Annotated in this window: 21 protein-coding genes and 1 tRNA gene; 10 read left to right on the top strand and 12 right to left on the bottom strand. The window is 60.3% G+C overall.

All coding sequences use genetic code 11. From position 1 onward, the window contains the following. Positions 1-35 precede the first annotated feature (35 nt). Positions 36-692, bottom strand: a complete 657-nt coding sequence (gene ccmB, locus V8J82_RS18250) for a heme exporter protein CcmB (protein ID WP_339977390.1) — start codon at positions 690-692, stop codon at positions 36-38. Further along, the gene (gene ccmA, locus V8J82_RS18245) at positions 689-1327 is read right to left on the bottom strand and encodes a heme ABC exporter ATP-binding protein CcmA (RefSeq protein WP_339977920.1); all 639 of its coding nucleotides are present in this window, start codon (positions 1325-1327) and stop codon (positions 689-691) included. Before ccmA ends, ccmB begins: the two co-directional genes overlap by 4 nt. A gap of 239 nt (positions 1328-1566) precedes the next feature. Between ccmA and acnA the strand changes: the two genes are divergently transcribed. Continuing rightward, the gene (gene acnA, locus V8J82_RS18240) at positions 1567-4266 is read left to right on the top strand and encodes an aconitate hydratase AcnA (RefSeq protein ID WP_339977388.1); all 2700 of its coding nucleotides are present in this window, start codon (positions 1567-1569) and stop codon (positions 4264-4266) included. 41 nt (positions 4267-4307) lie between these two features. On the opposite strand, the gene V8J82_RS18235 is transcribed toward acnA, so the two are convergent. Then, complete coding sequence (locus tag V8J82_RS18235; protein WP_339977386.1) at positions 4308-4919, bottom strand: tyrosine-protein phosphatase; 612 nt, start codon at positions 4917-4919, stop codon at positions 4308-4310. Positions 4920-4996: 77 nt separating this feature from the next. Between V8J82_RS18235 and V8J82_RS18230 the strand changes: the two genes are divergently transcribed. Together V8J82_RS18230 and V8J82_RS18225 are read left to right on the top strand one after the other, a co-directional pair. Next, a complete protein-coding gene (locus V8J82_RS18230) occupies positions 4997-5446 on the top strand; it encodes a methyltransferase family protein (protein ID WP_339977384.1) in 450 nt (149 codons plus the stop codon). Positions 5447-5495: 49 nt separating this feature from the next. Continuing rightward, a complete protein-coding gene (locus tag V8J82_RS18225) occupies positions 5496-6272 on the top strand; it encodes a DUF1223 domain-containing protein (RefSeq protein WP_339977382.1) in 777 nt (258 codons plus the stop codon). Between the two features lie 5 nt (positions 6273-6277). Here V8J82_RS18225 and V8J82_RS18220 read toward each other — a convergent pair whose 3' ends face one another. The 4 genes from V8J82_RS18220 to V8J82_RS18205 all read right to left on the bottom strand — a co-directional run bounded on the left by V8J82_RS18220 (position 6278) and on the right by V8J82_RS18205 (position 9603). Continuing rightward, entirely contained in the window at positions 6278-7201 is a 924-nt protein-coding gene (locus tag V8J82_RS18220) for a lysophospholipid acyltransferase family protein (protein WP_339977380.1), read from the bottom strand. Between the two features lie 5 nt (positions 7202-7206). After that, positions 7207-8088: a DMT family transporter gene (locus tag V8J82_RS18215; protein ID WP_339977378.1), complete on the bottom strand. Its 882-nt coding sequence runs from the start codon at positions 8086-8088 to the stop codon at positions 7207-7209. Beyond that, positions 8085-8519: a protein tyrosine phosphatase family protein gene (locus V8J82_RS18210; RefSeq protein WP_339977376.1), complete on the bottom strand. Its 435-nt coding sequence runs from the start codon at positions 8517-8519 to the stop codon at positions 8085-8087. Before V8J82_RS18210 ends, V8J82_RS18215 begins: the two co-directional genes overlap by 4 nt. Positions 8520-8595: 76 nt before the next feature. Further along, complete coding sequence (locus V8J82_RS18205; protein WP_339977374.1) at positions 8596-9603, bottom strand: ester cyclase; 1008 nt, start codon at positions 9601-9603, stop codon at positions 8596-8598. Between the two features lie 96 nt (positions 9604-9699). Here V8J82_RS18205 and V8J82_RS18200 point away from each other — a divergent pair, with 96 nt between their 5' ends. Both V8J82_RS18200 and V8J82_RS18195 read left to right on the top strand, forming a co-directional pair. Next, positions 9700-10749 carry an ABC transporter ATP-binding protein gene (locus V8J82_RS18200; protein ID WP_339977372.1) on the top strand — a complete coding sequence of 350 codons (1050 nt, stop codon included), beginning with the start codon at positions 9700-9702 and terminating at the stop codon, positions 10747-10749. Positions 10750-10966: 217 nt separating this feature from the next. After that, on the top strand, positions 10967-11491 hold the full coding sequence (locus tag V8J82_RS18195; RefSeq protein WP_339977370.1) for an ester cyclase: 525 nt from the start codon (positions 10967-10969) through the stop codon (positions 11489-11491). 318 nt (positions 11492-11809) lie between these two features. Here V8J82_RS18195 and ggt read toward each other — a convergent pair whose 3' ends face one another. Further along, positions 11810-13600, bottom strand: a complete 1791-nt coding sequence (gene ggt, locus V8J82_RS18190) for a gamma-glutamyltransferase (protein ID WP_339977368.1) — start codon at positions 13598-13600, stop codon at positions 11810-11812. A 76-nt stretch (positions 13601-13676) separates the two neighbouring features. Next, positions 13677-13892: a hypothetical protein gene (locus tag V8J82_RS18185; protein WP_339977366.1), complete on the bottom strand. Its 216-nt coding sequence runs from the start codon at positions 13890-13892 to the stop codon at positions 13677-13679. Between the two features lie 158 nt (positions 13893-14050). On the opposite strand from V8J82_RS18185, the gene V8J82_RS18180 reads away from it, so the two are divergent. Further along, the gene (locus V8J82_RS18180) at positions 14051-14314 is read left to right on the top strand and encodes a DUF2312 domain-containing protein (protein WP_339977364.1); all 264 of its coding nucleotides are present in this window, start codon (positions 14051-14053) and stop codon (positions 14312-14314) included. A gap of 73 nt (positions 14315-14387) precedes the next feature. Here the strand turns inward: V8J82_RS18180 and V8J82_RS18175 are convergent, their stop codons facing one another. Then, positions 14388-15368, bottom strand: a complete 981-nt coding sequence (locus V8J82_RS18175) for a hypothetical protein (RefSeq protein WP_339977362.1) — start codon at positions 15366-15368, stop codon at positions 14388-14390. Positions 15369-15423: 55 nt separating this feature from the next. Between V8J82_RS18175 and V8J82_RS18170 the strand changes: the two genes are divergently transcribed. Then, a tRNA-Thr gene (locus tag V8J82_RS18170) sits at positions 15424-15499 on the top strand. 129 nt (positions 15500-15628) lie between these two features. Here V8J82_RS18170 and V8J82_RS18165 read toward each other — a convergent pair. Continuing rightward, positions 15629-15814, bottom strand: a complete 186-nt coding sequence (locus V8J82_RS18165) for a hypothetical protein (protein ID WP_339977361.1) — start codon at positions 15812-15814, stop codon at positions 15629-15631. Between the two features lie 1088 nt (positions 15815-16902). Here V8J82_RS18165 and V8J82_RS18160 point away from each other — a divergent pair. After that, positions 16903-17895: a caspase family protein gene (locus tag V8J82_RS18160; protein WP_339977359.1), complete on the top strand. Its 993-nt coding sequence runs from the start codon at positions 16903-16905 to the stop codon at positions 17893-17895. Next, entirely contained in the window at positions 17855-18532 is a 678-nt protein-coding gene (locus V8J82_RS18155) for a hypothetical protein (RefSeq protein ID WP_339977357.1), read from the top strand. The genes V8J82_RS18160 and V8J82_RS18155 overlap by 41 nt, the downstream gene beginning before the upstream one ends. A 182-nt stretch (positions 18533-18714) precedes the next feature. Here the strand turns inward: V8J82_RS18155 and V8J82_RS18150 are convergent, their stop codons facing one another. After that, positions 18715-18963: a thermonuclease family protein gene (locus V8J82_RS18150; RefSeq protein WP_339977355.1), complete on the bottom strand. Its 249-nt coding sequence runs from the start codon at positions 18961-18963 to the stop codon at positions 18715-18717. Between the two features lie 657 nt (positions 18964-19620). Here V8J82_RS18150 and V8J82_RS18145 point away from each other — a divergent pair. Then, positions 19621-19755: transposase (locus tag V8J82_RS18145; RefSeq protein ID WP_339977918.1), on the top strand; the 135-nt coding region annotated here is incomplete at its 3' end.

Genomic DNA, 19755 nt, shown 5'->3' with positions numbered 1-19755 from the left:
TCGCGCTGGCCACAATGGGGCGTTCTGGCGCGTGACTAGCGCAGATTGACGCGGAGCGCCGCAGCGGCGGCAAATGGCAAAAGCGCGATGCTGCCCAAGGTGATGCCTGCCGTCAGCATCAGCGGCGTGGCCGCGTCCAATCCCTGTGCGCCGCGCGTGGCGCTGAGCGCGCCCAGGATCAGCGTCGGCACATAGAGCGGAAGGACCAGCAGGCTCAGCAACAGACCGCCGCGTTTGATCCCCACGGTCAAGGCCGCGCCAAATGTGCCGATGGCCGATAGCGCCGGTGTCCCGACCAGCAGCGAGCCCACCAACCAGGGAAACGCCGCGCCTGGCAGGTTCAGGACCAGGCCCAGCACGGGGGCGAGGGCCACCAAGGGCAGGCCGGTGGTGACCCAATGGGCCAGCGCCTTGGTGGCCGCGAGGCCTTCGAGGGGGAGGGGGGAGGTCGCCAAGAGGTCCAGCGTTCCGTCCTCCCAATCCAGTTGAAAGATCCGGTCAAGCGACAACAGGCAGGCCAGGAGCGCACCAAGCCAGAGAATTCCCGCGGCGATGTCGCTCAGCCGACCGGTATCCGGCCCGATGCCAAGGGGCACAAGCGCCGTGAAGACAAGGAAGAAGGCCAAGGACAGTCCAAATCCGCCGCCCGCGCGAATTGCCAAGGCCAGGTCGCGTAGGAACAGGCCGATCATGCGATAGGCTCCGCAAACGGATCGGCCCCGGCAAACGGATCGTCGGGCGCAGCGCCTTTGGCCATGAAAGGCGCAATATCGAATGTGTGCGCCTGGGGCAGACCAAGATCGATATGGGTCGCAATGATCGCTGCGCCGCCTGTCTCCAGATGCGCCGCCACGGCGGCGGCAAAGCGCGCGGTGTTCTCGGTATCAAGCGACACGGTGGGTTCATCCAGGCACCAAATCGGGCGTCCGGTTACCAGCAACCGCGCCAAGGACAAGCGCCGTTTTTGCCCTGCCGACAGATCGCCCGCGCGCCGGTCGACCAGCGGTGTGAGGTCAAAGGCGGTGATCGCGGCCTCCAGATCGGACATGCCGAAAATCCCCGCCCAGAAGGCCAGGTTCTCGCGTGCGGTCAGTTGCGATTTCAGCCCGTCGGCATGGCCCGCATAGGCGATGGCGCCGTCGCCCAAGGTGATCGCGCCGGACAAGGGCGGTGTCAGGCCCGCCAGCGTGCGGAGCAGCGTTGTCTTGCCCGCACCATTTGGCCCGCGCAGGATCAACGCCTCACCGGCCCCGACGGTAAACGACACGCCCGCCAGGACTTGCGCCGCACCGCGCGCACAGGACAGGTTGGTGACCTCCAGCATCATGGCGCAAGCGGTAGCTGGTTTGGCCAAGGGGGGGAAGAGTGGTTGCTCGGAAACGCGTTCCCGCGCCGTCAATGTCGCCAAAATCGGCATTCACCCGGCCTGATTACCTGAAAGTATACGATGGCATACAAAAAGTGCCGCAGAGACCTTTTGCGCGCTTGAAACGAGGCAGATTGGGTGCCAAGTGGAATATCAATAACGTCATTCGCAGCTTTCAAACCGGATAGGAGGCACACAATATGCCCATTACCGTTGGCCACGATTCCTCGAAAACCCGCAAGACCCTGACCGTGGGCGGCCAGTCGGTCGCGTATTACTCGATTGCCGCCGCCGAAGAGGCGGGGCTCGGCGATTTCTCCAAATTGCCCGCGGCGTTGAAGGTGGTGCTGGAAAACATGCTGCGGTTCGAAGACGGCAAGACCGTCAGCACCGATGACATCAAGGCGTTCAGCGCATGGGCCGAACAGGGCGGCAAGAACCCGCGTGAGATCGCCTATCGCCCCGCCCGCGTTCTTATGCAGGATTTCACCGGTGTTCCCGCGGTTGTGGACCTGGCCGCCATGCGTGACGGGATCAAGGCGCTGGGCGGGGATCCGCAGAAAATCAACCCGCTGAACCCCGTGGATCTTGTGATCGACCACTCGGTCATGATCGACGAGTTTGGCAATCCGCGCGCCTTCCAGATGAATGTGGACCGCGAATATGAGCGCAATATGGAGCGCTATACCTTCCTGAAATGGGGCCAGACCGCGTTCAACAATTTCCGCGTGGTGCCACCCGGCACCGGCATCTGCCACCAGGTGAACCTGGAATATCTGGCGCAGACCGTTTGGACCGACACGGACCAAACCGGCGCCGAGGTCGCTTATCCCGATACACTCGTTGGCACCGACAGCCACACCACCATGGTCAATGGCGCCGCCGTTCTGGGCTGGGGCGTTGGCGGGATCGAAGCCGAGGCCGCGATGCTGGGCCAGCCCATCTCCATGCTGATCCCCGAGGTTGTGGGCTTTGAACTGACGGGTCAGATGGTCGAAGGCACCACCGGCACCGATCTGGTGCTGAAAGTGGTCGAGATGCTGCGTGCGCGCGGCGTTGTCGGCAAATTCGTCGAATTCTACGGCGCGGGCCTCGACACGCTGCCGCTGGCCGACCGGGCGACCATCGCCAATATGGCGCCGGAATATGGCGCGACCTGCGGCTTCTTCCCGATTGACGGTGAGACCCTGCGCTACCTGCGCACGACGGGCCGCGATGAGGACCGGATCGCGTTGGTCGAAGCTTACGCGAAGGAAAACGGGTTCTGGCGGGGCGACGATTACGCGCCGATCTATACCGACACGCTGCACCTGGATATGGGCACCATCGTTCCGGCGATTTCGGGCCCCAAGCGTCCGCAGGATTATGTCGCACTGACCGACGCAAAAGAGGCCTTCACACGTGAAATGGCCGAAACGTTCAAGCGCCCGATGGACAAGGAAGTTGCCGTTGCGGGCGAGGATTACACCCTGTCTTCGGGGGATGTTGTGATCGCCTCGATCACGTCATGCACCAACACATCGAACCCTTATGTGATGATCGGCGCGGGTCTGGTGGCGCGTAAGGCGCACGAGTTGGGCCTGAACCGCAAGCCGTGGGTGAAGACATCGCTCGCGCCGGGATCGCAGGTGGTTTCTGCCTACCTTGAGGCCGCGGATCTGCAGAAAGACCTCGATGCGATTGGCTTCAACCTGGTGGGCTACGGCTGCACGACCTGCATCGGCAATTCCGGCCCGATCCAGAAAGAATTGAGCGAGGCGATTGCCGAAGGCGATCTGGTGGCCACCTCGGTCCTGTCGGGCAACCGCAACTTCGAAGGGCGGATCAGCCCGGATGTGCGCGCGAACTACCTCGCCTCACCGCCGCTGGTCGTGGCCTATGCGCTGGCGGGCACGATGGATATCAACCTGGCCTCCGATCCCATCGCGCAGACGCCCGACGGCAAAGATGTCTACCTGAAGGATATCTGGCCCTCGCAGCAGGAAATCGCGGAATTGGTCGAACAGACCGTTACCCGTGAGGCCTTCCAGGAGAAATATGCCGAGGTCTTTACCGGGGACGAGAAATGGCAGGGCGTGGAGGTGCCACAGCAGGAAACCTACGATTGGCCCGCAACCTCGACCTACATCCAGAACCCGCCCTATTTCCAAGACATGACTATGGAGACCAAGGCCATCGAGAATATCGAAGGCGCGAAAGTGCTGGCGATTTTGGGCGACATGATCACCACCGACCACATCTCCCCCGCCGGGTCGTTCAAGGAAACCACGCCCGCGGGTCAGTATCTGGTCGAACGGCAAGTACCGGTGCGGGAATTCAACTCCTACGGGTCCCGGCGCGGAAACCACGAGGTCATGATGCGCGGCACTTTCGCCAATATCCGCATCAAGAACGAGATGCTGGATGGGGTTGAGGGGGGCTATACCAAGGGCCCGGATGGATCGCAGATGTCGATCTACGATGCCGCGATGGCCTATCAGGCCGAAGGCACGCCGCTGGTTGTGTTTGGGGGTGAGCAATATGGCGCGGGCTCCAGCCGCGACTGGGCGGCCAAGGGCACCAATCTGCTGGGCGTGAAGGCAGTAATCGCGGAATCGTTTGAGCGGATCCATCGGTCGAACCTTGTCGGCATGGGGGTGATCCCGTTCGAGTTTACAGCTGGCAACACCCGAAAAAGCCTTGGATTGCAAGGGGATGAGACGGTGTCGATTCACGGGCTGGACAATGTGACACCGTTGGCCGAGGTGCCCGCGACAATCACCATGGGCGATGGGTCGGTGAAAGAGATCACGCTGAAATGCCGGATCGATACGGGCGTTGAGATCGAATATATCGAAAACGGCGGCGTGCTGCATTACGTGCTGCGCAACCTGGCCAAAGCGCCGGTCGCGGCGGAATAAGCCCAACACCATGCACTTCGCGGGGCCCTTCGGGGCCTCGTTTATTTTTTGGACAAGGCGGCGGGGTCGTAGGCCGTCTGCACCCAATCCTCAAACTCGATCCCGGTATCCGCATGGGCGGCGGCATAGGCGTCAAGCAAGGCATGGACGATCCCGGCGCCACCCCATCTGTTGTGAATGTAGCGCAAGGCCAGTTGCCGCCGCGCTTGATCCAGCGGCACGCCCTTGATCACATGCAGATAGAGCGTCGCGGCCAGGCCGGTTCGGTCGGACCCGGATTTGCAATGCACCACAACCGGCTTGGGCATGGTGCGCAACGCGTCAAGCAGTTCAAGCAACGCCTGAGGCTCCGGCAAGGTTAGGGCGCTCAACCCGATACCGCGAAACGGCAGATTCAGCGCGTGGCAGGCGCCGGCCTCTAACACACTGACCGGCGCACCTTCGCCGCGCAGGGACAGGACCGACGCCGCCCCCATGGCCTTCAATTTGGCCAGCCGGGCGGGCGAGGGGTGATTGTGACGCCAGACCTCGTCATCCAACCGGTAGAAATTGCGCCAGATCGCGCGCAAGAACCCGTGATCGCGCAACCAATAGAACCGCAGGCGTTGCCGCGGCGTGAAGGGAAGGGGCGCTGTGCTGGGCCGGGCATCCATAGGGCGGCGGTAACACGGGGGGGCAAAGGCGTCCAGCAGGGCTTGCCTGTCCCGCGGCGCGCGCCCATGCTTGTCCCATGAAGGGGTTTCCGGATCTACCGCCCTTATGGCTGTTGGCATTCATGGCGCTTGCCTGGCTGTTGGCGCGATTTTTGCCCTTGGCCTCGGTCGAGAGCAGCGCCCTGCGTCTGGCGGGCATCGTTCTGGCGTGCGCCGCCATTGCGCTGATCGGTTGGTCGGCCTGGTGGTTTTGGCGCAAGCGCACCACGATCGAGCCGCATCACGTTCCGGGCACGCTGATTGTCGAAGGACCCTATCGGATCAGCCGCAATCCGATCTATCTGGCATTTATCGGTATTTTGGCGGCCCAAGTCATATGGCTTGGCGCGGTGTCTGCGATTGTCACGCTGCCCGCCCTGGTCTGGGTTCTGACAGAGCGCTTTGCCAAACCCGAGGAACGGGCCTTGATCCAGGCCTTCGGAGCGGAGGCCGACGCATACTTATCGGCCACAGGTCGGTGGGTGTGATGGTTTGTTTTGCAAAATGGCATTGTCACATCGTCTCGCAAAGGCTTGATTGGCCAGCGTTCGTGGATTGAATTACCTCTCAACCCAGACGATCCCCGAACCTCGACTGACGGACTTACGCTTTATGCTGCATCGCTTTGCTCTCTGTGCCGCCTTCGGAGCGGCAGTCACCGCATCTTCGGCTGCGGCGGATCAACCCGTGGTTATCGAGCTGTTTACCTCGCAAGGATGTGCGGCCTGCCCACCGGCCGATGAACTGCTGGGTCAGTTGTCTGAGCGCAGCGATGTCATCCCCTTGGCTCTGCATGTGGATTATTGGGATTATATCGGCTGGTCCGATACCTTTGCTCAGCCCGCTTTCACCGCGCGTCAGCATGGATATGGCCATGCGGCGGGGTCGAGCGTGGTTTACACGCCTCAAATGGTGGTGGGCGGGGTGGACCATGTCGTGGGCTACCGTCCGATGGAGGTGGCCGATCTGATCGCCGCGCATACGGCCCAGCCGGATCCGGTTGAGGTCAGCGCCGAGCCCCAGGGCGGCGGTTGGCGGGTAACGGCGCTCTGGCGGGGGGACGGGACCGCACCACAGATGGTGGTACAGCTCGTGGCCTATTCGCCAGCCGAAGAGGTTGACATCACGCGGGGGGAGAATGCGGGCCTGACGACGATGTATTACAATATCGTCACGTCATGGCAGGTAGTCGCCGAATGGGGCGGCGATGCGCCGTGGCAAGCCCAGGTGATGCCCGCCGCCGAAGCGCCCCATGTGGTGATCGTGCAAAGTCGGGATTATGGCGCCATTCTGGGGGCTGAGCGGCTGGAATAATCCGCTTAGCGTCCGGGCCCTTCGGCCAGGCGCGCGGCCATCGCCGCGGCCTCTTCCGCGCGTTCGGGTTTCCAGCGATTGTGCACCCAGAACCATTGCTCGGGTGCGTCGAAGACGCGTTTTGACAGGCTGTCGTTAAACGCTTTTGTCATGCTGAGCGCATCGGTATGGGGGATCGGGTCTTCGAACTCGATCCGAAAATCGAGCCCGTTATCCAGCCGTGTGGAATAGACCGGGACAGCCAATGCGTTGTATTTCAACGCCATTTCCGCCGCCGCGACCGATGTGGGGGCGGGGTGGCCCATAAAGTCGATGATCTGCCCGTCATAGACATATTGGTCGATCAGGATCGCCCCTTGGGCGCCCGAGCGCAGGTGTTTCATGAAACCTGCCAGGCCGCGTCGGTCCCGCGCAAAGGCGCCGCCCATATCCGCAAGCGTGGCGACGTAGTGGTCATTGAGGAAATCGTTGCTGAGTGGGCGATACAGCGCCCCGATCCGGTAGCCGCGCCGCATCAGAAGCGCGCGGGCGGCTTGGGAATTGCCGAAATGACCGGTGATGAACAGGATCGGGCGGCCCTCGGCCTGGGCGGCTTGGACAGCGGGCCATCCGGCGCCCGAGGGTTCCCAGGCTTCAGCACGCTCCATAAGCGTGTCGTTTGTGTAGCTCTCGATCACCATCCGCCCGACATTGTCCAACACCGCGCTGGCAATGCGTTTGCGCTCGGCGTCCGGCATATCGGGAAAGATCATTTTGAGGTTGGTCAGGGCCTGTGCCTTGCGGCCCGTTGCGGGCCCAACAATCGCGCGAAACAGCCATCCCATCACCGCCAGGCGCACGCGATAGGGCAGACGCATCGCGCACCAGAGGACCCCACGCCAGAGGCGATCGAGTAGCCAGTCAGATTTCCGGCGGGTTGGCGGTTTCATCCAGGTCAGCTCCGGGCGGGGTGGACCGCGCGGCTGCGCGTTTCGCGATGCCAGACATAGACACCGGCCCCGATGATCACAAGCGCACCCAGCAAGGTCCAGCGGTCCGGCACCTCGGAAAAGGCGATCAGACCCCACAGCGTGGAAAAGATCACGCCGGTATAACCGAAAGGCGCAACTGCACCGGCCTCGGCCACGGTCAGGGCGCGGATCAAGCAGAATTGCCCCGCTGCGGCCACACATCCCAACGCCGCGAATATGGCCCAATCCCAGGCGCCGGGCGCCTGCCAGACGGGCACCGTCAGGGTCGAGGCCGCAAAAGTGCCGATCAGGGCTGTATAGAGAAATGAGGTCAGGATCGGCTCATCCCGGCCCAAAAACCGCGTGGTCAGCGCATAGGACGCATAGCAGGCCCCTGCGATCAGCGGCAGCAGCGCCGAGGCGCTGAAGATATCCGCGCCGGGGCGGATCACGATCAAGGCGCCGGTTAGGGCCAGCGCGATGCCGATGATCCGCCGCGGCCCCAACGCCTCGCGCAGGATCAGGGCCGCCCCAAGCGTCAGCAGCACCGGGTGGATGTTCATCACCGCGGTGGCGCTTGCGATTTCCATGAAGGACAGCGAGGTGAAAAAGCACCAGGTGGCGGCAAACAGAAAGGCCGAGCGCAGCAATTGTAACCCCAGATGCTGCGTGCGGATCAATTGCGGTAAGCGCGGCGTCAGAAGGATCGCCACGACCAGCATTTGCCCGGCATAGCGCGCCCAGACGACTTGCAGCACCTCGAACCGGTCCATTAACGCCTTGGCCAGCGCATCCATCGTGGAAAACAGAAAGATCGCGCTGATCATCAGCACGATGCCCTGGGCCGTCGGGGAGAGGCGGCTCACCCTGTGGCGCGGGCAGCGGCGGCTTCAAGCGCCGGGCGGAGGGCGTCGAATTGGTAGCCGTAGGAATTGGCCGTCGCGATGATCTCATCGATCGGCACCTGACCCGCGGCACCGAAGGCCCAGACGACGGTCGACCGGTTGCCCGATGCGCAATAGGCCACGACGGGTCCGTCCGATGCAGCAATTGCATCGGCCTGTTCGTCGACATGGTCTTGGGTCATCGTATGGCCCTGGAACGGGTTGAACACAAAAGCGATGCCCAATGCCTCGGCCTCGGCCTGGATCTGTGCGGCTTGGAAGGCGGGCGGGTTTTCGATGTCGGGGCGGTTGCAGATCAGCGTTTTCACCCCCATTTCCGCCAGCGCTTTGACGTCGGAGGGTTCGATTTGCGGCGTGACGGAATAACCATCAATGATGGGGCGTAGGTCCATGGGGTGGGCTCCGGATGGTCGTGTGTCACGCGCAACCTGCCCCAAAGAGGCGGCGAGGGGAAGGGCATGTGCACTGCTATAATGCGCGGCGCGGAGCCCCCGCCAAATGGGCGATGCGGGCCAGCAGATCGACGCCCATCTGGTTTGCGAGCCCAACGATATCAAAAGGCAGCCAGTTTTCCGCGATCAGACCGTTTGCGTCAAAGCGGTAGAAATCCATCACATCGATGGCAACCTGCCGCCCGGTCGGGGCCATGCCAAGATATTCGCCCAGATGGCTGGCGGTGACGCGGCCCCCGGTCAGGGCAAAGTCGCCGTCGCCGATGCGCACAAAATGGCCTGCGCCGCGGCGATCCGGGAAGGCGCGCAGGAAGGGGATCTGATGGTGGGCGCGAAACCCATCCAACCCACGGCTCGTCCCGATCCCCGCGGCGGCATAATACATAAACCCTGGCGCCCAATGGTGCATCGGCATCGACTCGATCCGCACCCCGTCAAAGGCGTGCAACGCGTGGTGCATGTCCAAGACGCGGTTGAGGCTGTCGCGGCCGCGCTCGGCATCCGTGATGTCCAGCCGAACGCCGCCACCCGATGGACCTGGCCACAGCCCAGGCGCGCCCAGCATCGGGGGCAGCGGAAACACCCCTGCCTGGTGCGCCAGATCCAAGATGTCCGGCAGGATCCAGGATTGGGCGATCTGGCCGGCTGCGTTCAGGTGATGGACCTCGCAAACGCGCAGATGCACCGCGCCGAAGGTGGGCGGAATACCCCAGAGCGGCGCGGCGAAGGTGCCCTGCCAATGGCCGAGCGAGGCGACCAGTGGGCTGTATCGCGTCACTTGCACGCGCGGATCGGAGTGATTTTCGCCCGCGATGAAGATCTCGGCACGCCAATTGGCATCGGGCAGGGCGGCGCGGATATCTGTGTAAAGCGGCGCTATTTCGGCGGGGCCAGCGCATCGACCATAGGGATGTGCGATCTGCGCCAGGGCGTCTGGGGCGAAGGCAGCCGCCACATCGCCGCCGGCAGCCAGATCCGTCAGATGATCCCAAACCCGACGCTTTTCGATGCCCAAGTCCTGCACAGCCTTGCCCCTTGTTTTTGCAATCCTATGCAAAACACTTGCGCCTTTGGAACCCGGCTGTCTAGATGGCAGGAACGGCACGGAGGGGTTCGAACCATGGCGCAGATCCGGTTAAATCACGTCACCAAAAGCTGGGGTAATTTCGTTGGTGTAGATGACTTTCACCTCGACATTGCCGACGAAGAATTCCTGGTGCTTTTGGGGCCGTCGGGCTGCGGCAAAACCACGACAATGCGGATGATTGCCGGGCTGGAGGATCCGTCGGGCGGGGAGATCTGGATCGGCGACCGTGAGGTCACGCAGCTTGATCCCAAGGACCGCGACGTGGCGATGGTGTTCCAGAGCTACGGCCTCTACCCGAACATGTCGGTGTGGGAGAATATCCGCTTCCCCCTCAAGGTCCGCAAAGTGCCGGAGAGCGAGCACAAAGACCGTGTTCGGCGGGCCGCGGAGATGGTGGAGCTGACCCAGTTTCTGGATCGCAAGCCCGCCGCGCTGTCGGGCGGGCAGCGGCAACGGGTGGCCCTGGCGCGGGCCATCGTACGCGAGCCGCAGGTGTTTTTGATGGATGAGCCCTTGTCCAACCTGGATGCGAAACTGCGGGTCAGCACGCGCGCGCAGATCAAGAACCTCAGCCACGAGCTGAAGGTGACGACGATCTACGTGACCCATGACCAGATCGAGGCGATGACGCTGGCCGACCGCGTTGTGGTGATGAAAGCGGGCGTCGTGCAGCAGGTCGGCACGCCGACGGATATTTACGACAATCCGGCCAATACCTTTGTGGCGGGCTTCATCGGCTCCCCTGCGATGAACCTGATGGAGGGTGATCTGACCGACGGCACGTTCCGGGGGGAAAACGTCGAGGTAACGGGTCTGTCGGGCGCCTCGGGCAAGGTGACGCTGGGCTTCCGCGCCGAAGACGCGCAGGTGGCCGAGGCGGGGCAGGGCGCGATCAACGCCCCGGTCTATTCGATGGAGCTTTTGGGTGATGCGACGATGGTGACGGTACGGGCCGGTGGCGCGCTTGTCGCGGTGAAGGCCGCCAAGGATTACCGGGCCGAGATCGGGGCGCCCGTGGGCATCGCGCTGCCCGATGATATCACGCATCTGTTTGACGCGACGACGGGGCAGCGGATCAGCTGAGCGGTAGGCGACGGCCAGCAGATCTTGTGCCTGTCGCGCCTTGTTGGTGACAGGCGAAGTGAACCTGTCCGCACACCTTTACCATGCGATAGCTGACCTTCGATTTTGTTCTGTGCCACATGTGTCTTTCATGCATGTGCGGTACATGCACACACACTTTCGCAACCCTCCGGCGCAGCCAAAGCTGCTGTGTCGAACCAGTTAAGAGGACATGGAGATGAAAGGCAGCCGCCCTGAACAGGCCATTCTGACACGCGATACGGATCTGTCGAAAACCGAGGCCACACGCACGGTGATCGAAGGGATGGTGGATGGCCTCAACGATCATCGTATCGCCGATATCGGTGAGTTTTTTGCCGAAGGCTTCCGCTGGATGGGCAATCGCGGCTGCGGGACGAAAGAGGGGCTGAGGGCCTTTCAGGAGAATTGGCAAAAGCCGTTCCAGGCGGCCTTTTCCGACAAGGTCTGCGTGGATGAGGCGCGGCTTTATATGGGGGAATGGGCGGCGGCCTTCGGACGGCAAGAGGCGACGCATTCGGGTCCGTTCATGGGCGTTGCACCGACCGGCAAGCGTGTGAATATCCGCTATATGGATTTTTGGAAGGTGGTCGATGGCAAGATCGTCGACAATTATGTGATGGTGGATTTCCCTGATGTTCTGGCGCAACTGGGCGTTGACGTCTTCGGCGGAGAGGGGTGGGAAGCCTACGATACCGGTGCGAAATCCGCACCCGCGCCGTGATCCAAAGGTGCGCCTCCGGCGCGTTCTTTTTATCTCATTTGGCCGCATGGCGGCCTACACTCGGTGGCGCTGGCGCGCGGGGCGCCGCCCCCGTCCTTCGGACTCCCCCGGGGTATTTTCGGCCATTGGAAGTGCGCTAATTGATTGTCTTCTAGATTATCCGGTGTTGGTATTGATCTATCCTGACCCATTACAAGCGCATTAAGCGTTTGGTCAGAGTGCCAGCGCCCGAGGCCCGTCAGGGCCGAGGGCGCCGGGTCCGGCGAGGCAAAGACGCGCGCAGCGCGTCGTCCGAGGCGGAGGCGCGGGGCGATCGGGCTATTGCCCGAGCGCAATGCCCTCACGGCGCGGATCTGCGCCGCCCAAGAGCCCATCGGGTGTGATGGCGATTGCGTGTAGCCCGGAATTCAGGTCGCGTAGATTGACCTCGAACCCCATCTCGGTCAACGCCTCGGCCAGGTTCTCCGCATCGGTGCCCTCTTCCAGGTCATAGGTCCCGAACCGGTTCACAGCGTGCGGCATTGAGATGGCATCTTGGATATCCATGCCCCAATCCAGATGCGCGATGATGGTTTGCGCGACATAGCCGATGATCCGGCTGCCGCCAGGCGAGCCGATGGCGAGGACGGGCTCTCCGTCTTGCATCACGATGGTGGGTGACATCGACGAGCGTGGCCGTTTACCCGGCTCGATCCGATTTGCAATCGGTACGCCATCGTCATGGGTGCGAAAGCTGAAATCTGTGAGTTCGTTGTTCAACAGGAACCCGCCCGGGGCCATTAATCGTGAGCCGAACCCGTTTTCGATCGTGGTCGTCATGCTCAGCACATTGCCGTAGCCGTCCACGATCGAGATATGGGAGGTCGAGGGGAATTCGATACTTTGATCGTCGGCCCAAAGCTGCGCGTGGTCCCATGTTGGGGTGCCGGGGGCGACCTCTTCTAGGGCGGCATCGGTATCGAGCAACGTGGCCCGGTCCGCCAGATAATCGGCATCCACCAGCCCCTCGGTCGGCATTGGCACGTAGTCACTGTCGGCCATGTAGCGACCGCGATCGGCGAAGGCGAGGCGCGAGGCGTCCCCGATCACGCGCCAGGTGTCGGGATTGGCCGGGTCGCTGATATCGTGGTTGCCCGCGATCCCCAGGATCTGGCCCACGGTCAGCGCGCCAGAGGATGGCGGGCCCATGCCGCAGACATCGTAGACGAGATAATCGGCACAAACGGCGGGCCGCTCGATCACTTCATAGACCTCCAGATCGCGCAGGCTCAAGAGCCCCGGATTGCCTTCTGCACCGCGGACGGTGGCCACGATCCCCTCGGCGATTGGCCCTTCATAGATCGCATCGGCACCCTGGGCCTGCATCGCGCGCAGGGTGTCGGCATAGGCGCTGTTTTGCAACAATGTCCCTTCGGCCAAGGGTTCGCCGCCAGGTAGGAAGTAGTCGGCCGTGGCCTGGAAGGTCGACAGGCGCTCGGCGTCTCCGGCGATCGAGCTTGCCATCCGGGCCGACACGGCGAAGCCGTCATCAGCAAGCGAAATGGCGGGGTCGAGCAGGCTGGCCCAATTGGCCTGGCCCCAACGGCGATGGGCCTCTTCCATCAAGGCGGGCGTGCCGGGGGTGCCGACGGACAGGCCGCCGACAACGGCATCGAAAAAGGCCAGCGGTTCACCGGTTTCATCCTGGAACAGCGTCGGCGTCACTTCAAGCGGTGCGGTTTCGCGGCCATCCAGCGTGGTCAATTCGCCGCTTTCCGCGTCGTACCAGACCAGAAACGCGCCGCCGCCCAGGCCGGAGCTTTGCGGCTCGACCAGGCCCAACACGGCTTGTACCGCAACCATCGCATCGGCGGCCGTGCCACCTTCGGCCAGAACATCGGCGCCAGCCTCGACCGCCAGCGGGTTTGCGGCGGCGACCATCCAATCCTGCGCCTCAATCGGATCACCCGCATCGCGCGCGGCCAGGGCCGCTTGCGCGCGGTCCGAAAACCCGGATGTTCCCGCGGCAGAGGAGGCTTCGGGCGACACGGCGTCGGCGGCTTGTTGGGCGAAGGCGGCGGGGGGCAGGGCGAGGCTGCACAAAAGCAACGGAACGAGCGTGCGTGTCATGGGGGATCTCCGGCTGAATGTGTCGATAGCGGCAGAATGACCTAAGCTGACCCAAAGTAAAGCGCCCTCAGGCCACTCACCCCAACATCACGCCCACAACCACGATCATCAGGCCCAGCACCGACAAAAACAGCGCGCCCATATTCACCGCCACGATCTTTTGCAGATTGGCGCGCATCGTCTCGTCATCCAGATCCGAGCGTTTCACCTGCACCGCGGAAAAGATGCAATAGCCCAGTAAACCAAGGCCAACGACCGTTAGGGCGGTTCCGGCAATGACAAGCCAATCCATCGGTGCGATCCCTTTGCTGCCCGGTTTTGCACGGGCGCGACTGTAGCGCGTCGCCCTGCAAGCGCAACGGGGCATCGAGGTCTTGCGACCGGCGCTTGGCCCGGATATCGACATCGCAACATTGCGATATTCATCCGACATAAGAGGTCTGATCCCCCATGGACGACATTGCCGACCGCCCCGACAGCTACCGCGTCACCGCCGATGAGCTCCGCCAATTCATCGAACGCTTTGAGCGGTTGGAAATTGAGAAAAAAGACCTTGCCGATCAGCAGAAAGAGGTCATGGCCGAAGCGAAATCGCGTGGCTACGACACCAAGGTGATGCGCAAGGTCATCGCGCTGCGCAAGCGCGAGCCGGACGATATCGCCGAGGAGGAGGCGGTGCTGGAGATGTACAAGGAAGCGCTCGGCATGCACTGACAGCGATCGCCGACCCATGTGGTTGACCCGGTTCAGTCCGGTGCCACTATATTTATGGTGTTGAAGGGCGGAGCTACGGTGTCAGCAGCCTTACGCCCGGGATCTGGGACAGTGCAGCCATGTCCTGATCATAGGCGTCCGAGAGCGACTCGATCAGATCCTCGGACCAGCCAGGCAGGTTCAGTGTTTCTTCCAGGTCTTCGGGACGGGCATAACGTTCCAGAAACGCCGCCACGACCCGACGCCGTTGCGTCTCGGTCGTTTGCGGGTTCTCGGCAAACCACTTGGCCATGCGCTGAAACCCGTTGGGCTCCATAATCGTTCCCACAAGGTCATCGACACCATCGAGTGACGCATCGGCCGATAGACCGGCCATGGCGCGCATGATCTCTCCCCACAAAAGCGGGGTATCTTCGTTGCACCAGACCGTGATCGGGCAGTCGGGTTGGGCCTTGCGCAGGCGTCCGATCATCTCGGACCATTTGACAGCCGGAACCTGCATGTTTTCGGTGAATTCCTCGAAATCCGTGAAGCGAGAGCTTTGGAAGAGGGCAGGGACGAGCGTCGCGGGATCGCGCATTCCAATAAAGAATTCGGCCTGATCCTCGGGAAAGAGGTTGCGCAGCTGCGTGGTGGTGCGCCGGATCATCGGCCAGAGATACGCGCCCTGTATCACCAGTCGGTTGATACAAACAAAACGCGGGTCGGAGAGGATCAGGCGATCGGTGGGGGCGTCGCCGATGATCGCCTCCAGCATGCTGTCTTGGACATCGCTATTGGCCTCAGCGCCCTTCAGCACACGCATCGTGTCACGGATCACGGATCGATAGCGGGCCGGCGGCGGGACAGCGATATTGTCTTTTGCCAGGCGCGCACGGTTTTTCAGCAGCGACAGGATCAGCTGGTCCTGATCCGTGCAGGGGGCGCCCAAGTGAAAAACAACCTGCATTATGAAGGGCCTACCAGTTTGATTGCCGCCCATGACCATATCGCCGCGCCGGGCCGCGTGCAAACCCGCCAACCGATTGTCGACAAGAAGGTGCTTTTTCGACATTGCCAATGTCCCGGACAGGAGGCTATATCCCCCGCCGAGGGCGCCCCGCGCCCGCGCCCCTATAGCTCAGCTGGTAGAGCAACTGATTTGTAATCAGTAGGTCCGCGGTTCGAGTCCGTGTGGGGGCACCATTTTTTTCAATTAAATATCTGAAACAAAAAGAAAATTATCGAAGCGCCTGAGCTTCATCCACCCTAATACCCACCCTCATGCTGTCGCTAGGCTTTGAGTCTTCCGACCGAAAATGCCTCTAGATGGCTCTAGTTTAGCAGGGCGCGGAGTTCTTCTTCGCGGAGTAGCCCTAAAAACCGCTTGAAAAACAGAGCATCGGCTTCCTCTTCCAATCGCAGTATCTCTTCCACACGCGCGGCATAGGTACGCTGCCACATTCCTTTGGGCTTTGGTGCGATGTAATTCGCTGTGCCAGGCTCTCCGCCAAGGCTCATACGAAGTTTGTTTGCGCGGTGAAGTGCGCGGTCATGACACGGCATTGATTGGGTTGAATAGGCAATGCTGTTGCAGTGCCTGCATAGAAAGTAGCGCCCTGCCAAAAATAGTTTCGCCACCCTTCGTCCGCAGACCCTGCCACTCACAACCCCGGGACACTTGAAGTAGGTTCGATACCCACCGAGACGCGCGGGTAGGTGTATCAATGGGCTGGTTCGCGCACGTCTTCCCAATCCGAGTGCCAAGACCTAATGCGGTATCGGAGAGTGAGTTCTCCATCGCCTGTTTCGTATCCGATCCGAGCCACTTCCTCGCCGTCTTGCTTCCAGACCCAAGACCCCATTCTACAAGGGCGCAAACAACCCTCACGCTTCATTCGATATGCGTCCAGGGAGCGGCAATGCTCCGCCTTTCACTTGTGTCCTGTTCGACCCGATCCGTATCCGCCCATTGCTCCGTTCCTTTTTTTTGCGAAATCGCTTGGAAAACCTGCTCATCTTCGGTTCAATTCGCATCTTAAGTGATGAGCGGCAGCAATCAGTTGCAGGCTCTATTGAAGCCCCCCTCCGTAGTGGACCCACGATTGGCAACCCGAAGTTTGTTGGCTAGCGGCAGGACCGCATGGACTCATTTGTGCCGGTTGCATTGTGAAAAATCGACCAAACCCAGCGATTGTGTAGCAACCGTTCTTTCGCGTTTGCAAATTCGTGGTGCGTCATTTTGGACCCGCGCTCTCTAGGACCGCTAAACAGCAAGATTGGCGTGGACCCTCGAAGAACGATTGCCCTATGACTGTTGCATATGTCTGGTATCAAGTCGCGGTCGCTATGCAAAAATGGCCTCTGATTGCTTTAGCAAGCGTTTTGCCTTCGACGCCATCGGCGAATGCTTGGGAAATTATCGCACACTTGCAGACACCTGATTGCGCTAGTTGGGACGCGACCTGCCAAACCGTGCTTCGCCTGCAGACCGGCCCCGAAATGCCTCTAGAGACTAGGGCCGACTGCTTATTGGCTTTGGAGCAAATCAGGCGAGCTTCAATGGAGAACGGGCTTGAGTTCGATGGTTACTGCGAGGAAGTGAACCAATGAATGCAATGCTACGAACGCTGAAACTGCTTCCAAGTCGTTTGGTAGTCCTCTCCTTTCTGTTTGTCTTGTCAGCCGCAGACGCAAATGCCGGAGGGAGATATGCAATTCTTGTTGGAGCATCAAACTACCTTGCTATCGAACCACTGCATAACCCCATCAACGACGTCACAGCGGTTGCTAGGTCGCTGGAGGAAGCAGCCTTCACGGTAGAAATTGTTCTCGATCCAACATCGCTTGAGGCGACAGACCGACTGCTTTCCTTTCTTCGCGGGGTTTTCGAAGAAAGCCAATCGACGGAAATTGAAGCACTACTCTTCTTTTTTGCAGGTCATGGCGTGCAGCACAGAGGCGAGAACTTCTTGTTGCCAGTCGATTTTTCTATGCCCCTTTTGCAAAGCGGTGGTGCAGAAGACTACCTTTCTAGGTTAGAAACGGCTCTCTGGGAAAATACATTTAATATCAATAATTTAGTTGATTCTTTCAACGTTATTGAAGCAGACAGCTATATCTTCATTTTCGATGCTTGTCGCACATCGCCATTTGACGGTGTTGTTTTGAGCGATGGTCTATCAGAGGTTGTTGCTGGCCCAGACAACTATATCGTCTTTTCTGCGGCACCAGGAAGAGCTGCTCTCGATGGTTCCGGTGCAAATAGCCCGTTTTCACAGTCTCTCGCCGCTCGTATCCCATTTCAAGGCATGCCAATAGAAGTGATGATGCAGGGCGTCCGGCGCGATGTTTATCGTGAGACAGACGGTTATCAGCTTCCCTGGGACGCTTCCTCGCTCATGCACCCATTTTCGTTCATCCCGTTAGGAGCGTTTGGTGAGCGAGAGCCTTTGGAAGACGTTTCAGAACAAGAGAGCCAGTTGTGGGAGTTCGTGGTCCAATCTGGTTTCACCGCACAGGCTTTGCGAAGGTACTTGATTATTTTCCCCAATGGGCGGCATGCAGATGCAGCTAGGCTTCGCCTTGAAGGATTGGAATAACGTGAAAAAGACAATATTTTCAGTACTTTGCATATTCTGTTTGGTAGATGTGGCGCCTGCACAAACTCACGAGGTCTCGATTGGAATTACCCCAGAGTGGTTGCAGTTTGCGACAGATGGACGGGGAGACCCGCCGGGATTTATGCCCTTCCGGAGGTACGCCTTGGTCATCAACCAGTCAGTTAGCGGGCAACCGGTCCTAACCGATCTGCGAAACATTATGACCTTCTATTGCGCGATAGACCTTGAACAGGCTTCGTATGTTCAGGTTTTCGTACCCAGGGAAATCGATGTGCCTTCCTTCTCTGGTGGTCAATACCATCCCTACCGTGACATCTTATTTGAATTCGGCGATGGTGGCTTAGTGCTTGGAAGCGGCGAGGTGCAGGAGAACAGTTTGTTCTTCGACGTGGAATTTCGGAACCGAGATTTCTTTGCCGGTATGGCGAGTGACCAAAGCATAATCGTCTACTTTAGCGATTTTCATAGACTCGTCATGGTGCCGGTCAATGAAGAGCTTCCTGCCTTCGGTTATGAAGGGTTTACAGACCTTGCCGAAGGGTCCATTCGGGGCTCAATCGGTGACGCAGAAATCAGGAGAGCTTCGACCGAAGAGCTTGTGGAAGGGTGTCGATGACCAGATATCCCTCTGTCGAAAATGATGGTCCAGCAGTAAGCCGCCCTTCTTAAACGCGAACGAGCGCTAGGGGTTTCCACATGCGCATATCGACCACCGGAAAAGTGGGGGCAATCAAGTGCGTGACTAGCCGCAATGAGAGCGGCACCAATATCGACCCCATCTGCGTAACAGACTCCGACTCATCGGTCGCGTGTTCTTTCTCCGTTGAGGTCGCGCCTGACTGACCGGTCTGACAGATAATTCACCATCCATCGCCGGGCATCGCGACCCGCAGCGGTTCCGAGTTCTGGCGCGTCCACCCCGTTCAACCGCACGGGCGTTCGCTCAACCACGATTGTATCGCCATCTCGTATATGCACCTGTGCCGTGACGGCCTGAGCAGTGCTGGCCAACGCAACGGCAAACCAGAAGCCGAAAAATGCTCTCATTGACGCTTACTCCGAAAGACGTTGGACGAAAGGCATGTGCCTATGGCTACATGTATATATGTCCCGTTTATTGTGCATCGAAAGCATTAAGAAATTTCAGGTTTGCGTCACAATTTTCAGGACGGGGGCGGCTTTGTAGCCTCCGCAATGCTCGGAAGTGTCAAAACCTTTGTGACCGGGCGGCAAAGTCTTTGTGCTGGGCTTCGCGTTTTTTGGCCAAGACATGAAACCTCGTGTCGCAGGTCTGCGGTCAACAGTAGGAATTTCTTGTAGCGCCCAGAGTGCGGATTGGCCGATACCGGAAGGGCCAAGATGCGGGCCTTGGGTCATTGAAATGAACCCCCGCTTTTCAAGTTCGCAGAACCATGCGCCGACTGTGTTGCGGTGGACGTTGAGCCCCTTGGCCGCGTCCCGATGGCTCAGAATGATGTTTCCATTGTTCGATCCGTTGAATCGCCGCTTTAGTACGATGCAGAGCGCAAGGGGGCTGGGCTTAAGGGTTGCCCAGGCCTCTGTCGCTTGGAGGTATTCGAGAAGCTGGACGTGACACCCAGTCCCCCTTTTGCCTTTCCTGTAGTTTTGTCGGGCCACTAGGGTCAGGACCCATTGATTTTCACTTATTGGCGTGATTCACAGCTGAAAAACTGAGCGGTGAACATGTCTGATCTTTTCTGGCTTACGGATGCGCAGATGGCGCGACTTGAGCCCTTCTTCCCGAAAGCCCACGGCAAGCCCCGCGTCGATGATCTGCGTGTCTTGAGCGGGATTATCTTCGTCAATCGCAATGGGTTA

The organism is Gymnodinialimonas mytili, from assembly GCF_037544085.1.
Taxonomy (GTDB): domain Bacteria; phylum Pseudomonadota; class Alphaproteobacteria; order Rhodobacterales; family Rhodobacteraceae; genus Gymnodinialimonas; species Gymnodinialimonas mytili.
Note: the sequence above shows the minus strand (reverse complement) of the source record. Positions and strands in the feature narration are given on the sequence as shown.

Bases quoted from the DNA above. Each gene is read 5' to 3' on its own strand.
- V8J82_RS18185 (WP_339977366.1), bottom strand. From the start codon at position 13,892: ATGGATTGGCTTGTCATTGCCGGAACCGCCCTAACGGTCGTTGGCCTT.
- V8J82_RS18230 (WP_339977384.1), top strand. From the start codon at position 4,997: ATGAAGGGGTTTCCGGATCTACCGCCCTTATGGCTGTTGGCATTCATG.
- V8J82_RS18220 (WP_339977380.1), bottom strand. From the start codon at position 7,201: ATGAAACCGCCAACCCGCCGGAAATCTGACTGGCTACTCGATCGCCTC.
- ggt (WP_339977368.1), bottom strand. From the start codon at position 13,600: ATGACACGCACGCTCGTTCCGTTGCTTTTGTGCAGCCTCGCCCTGCCC.
- V8J82_RS18210 (WP_339977376.1), bottom strand. From the start codon at position 8,519: ATGGACCTACGCCCCATCATTGATGGTTATTCCGTCACGCCGCAAATC.
- V8J82_RS18180 (WP_339977364.1), top strand. From the start codon at position 14,051: ATGGACGACATTGCCGACCGCCCCGACAGCTACCGCGTCACCGCCGAT.
- ccmB (WP_339977390.1), bottom strand. From the start codon at position 692: ATGATCGGCCTGTTCCTACGCGACCTGGCCTTGGCAATTCGCGCGGGC.
- acnA (WP_339977388.1), top strand. From the start codon at position 1,567: ATGCCCATTACCGTTGGCCACGATTCCTCGAAAACCCGCAAGACCCTG.
- V8J82_RS18160 (WP_339977359.1), top strand. From the start codon at position 16,903: ATGAATGCAATGCTACGAACGCTGAAACTGCTTCCAAGTCGTTTGGTA.
- V8J82_RS18155 (WP_339977357.1), top strand. From the start codon at position 17,855: ATGCAGATGCAGCTAGGCTTCGCCTTGAAGGATTGGAATAACGTGAAA.
- V8J82_RS18235 (WP_339977386.1), bottom strand. From the start codon at position 4,919: ATGGATGCCCGGCCCAGCACAGCGCCCCTTCCCTTCACGCCGCGGCAA.
- V8J82_RS18150 (WP_339977355.1), bottom strand. From the start codon at position 18,963: ATGAGAGCATTTTTCGGCTTCTGGTTTGCCGTTGCGTTGGCCAGCACT.
- V8J82_RS18195 (WP_339977370.1), top strand. From the start codon at position 10,967: ATGAAAGGCAGCCGCCCTGAACAGGCCATTCTGACACGCGATACGGAT.
- V8J82_RS18165 (WP_339977361.1), bottom strand. From the start codon at position 15,814: ATGAGCCTTGGCGGAGAGCCTGGCACAGCGAATTACATCGCACCAAAG.
- V8J82_RS18200 (WP_339977372.1), top strand. From the start codon at position 9,700: ATGGCGCAGATCCGGTTAAATCACGTCACCAAAAGCTGGGGTAATTTC.
- V8J82_RS18175 (WP_339977362.1), bottom strand. From the start codon at position 15,368: ATGTCGAAAAAGCACCTTCTTGTCGACAATCGGTTGGCGGGTTTGCAC.
- ccmA (WP_339977920.1), bottom strand. From the start codon at position 1,327: ATGATGCTGGAGGTCACCAACCTGTCCTGTGCGCGCGGTGCGGCGCAA.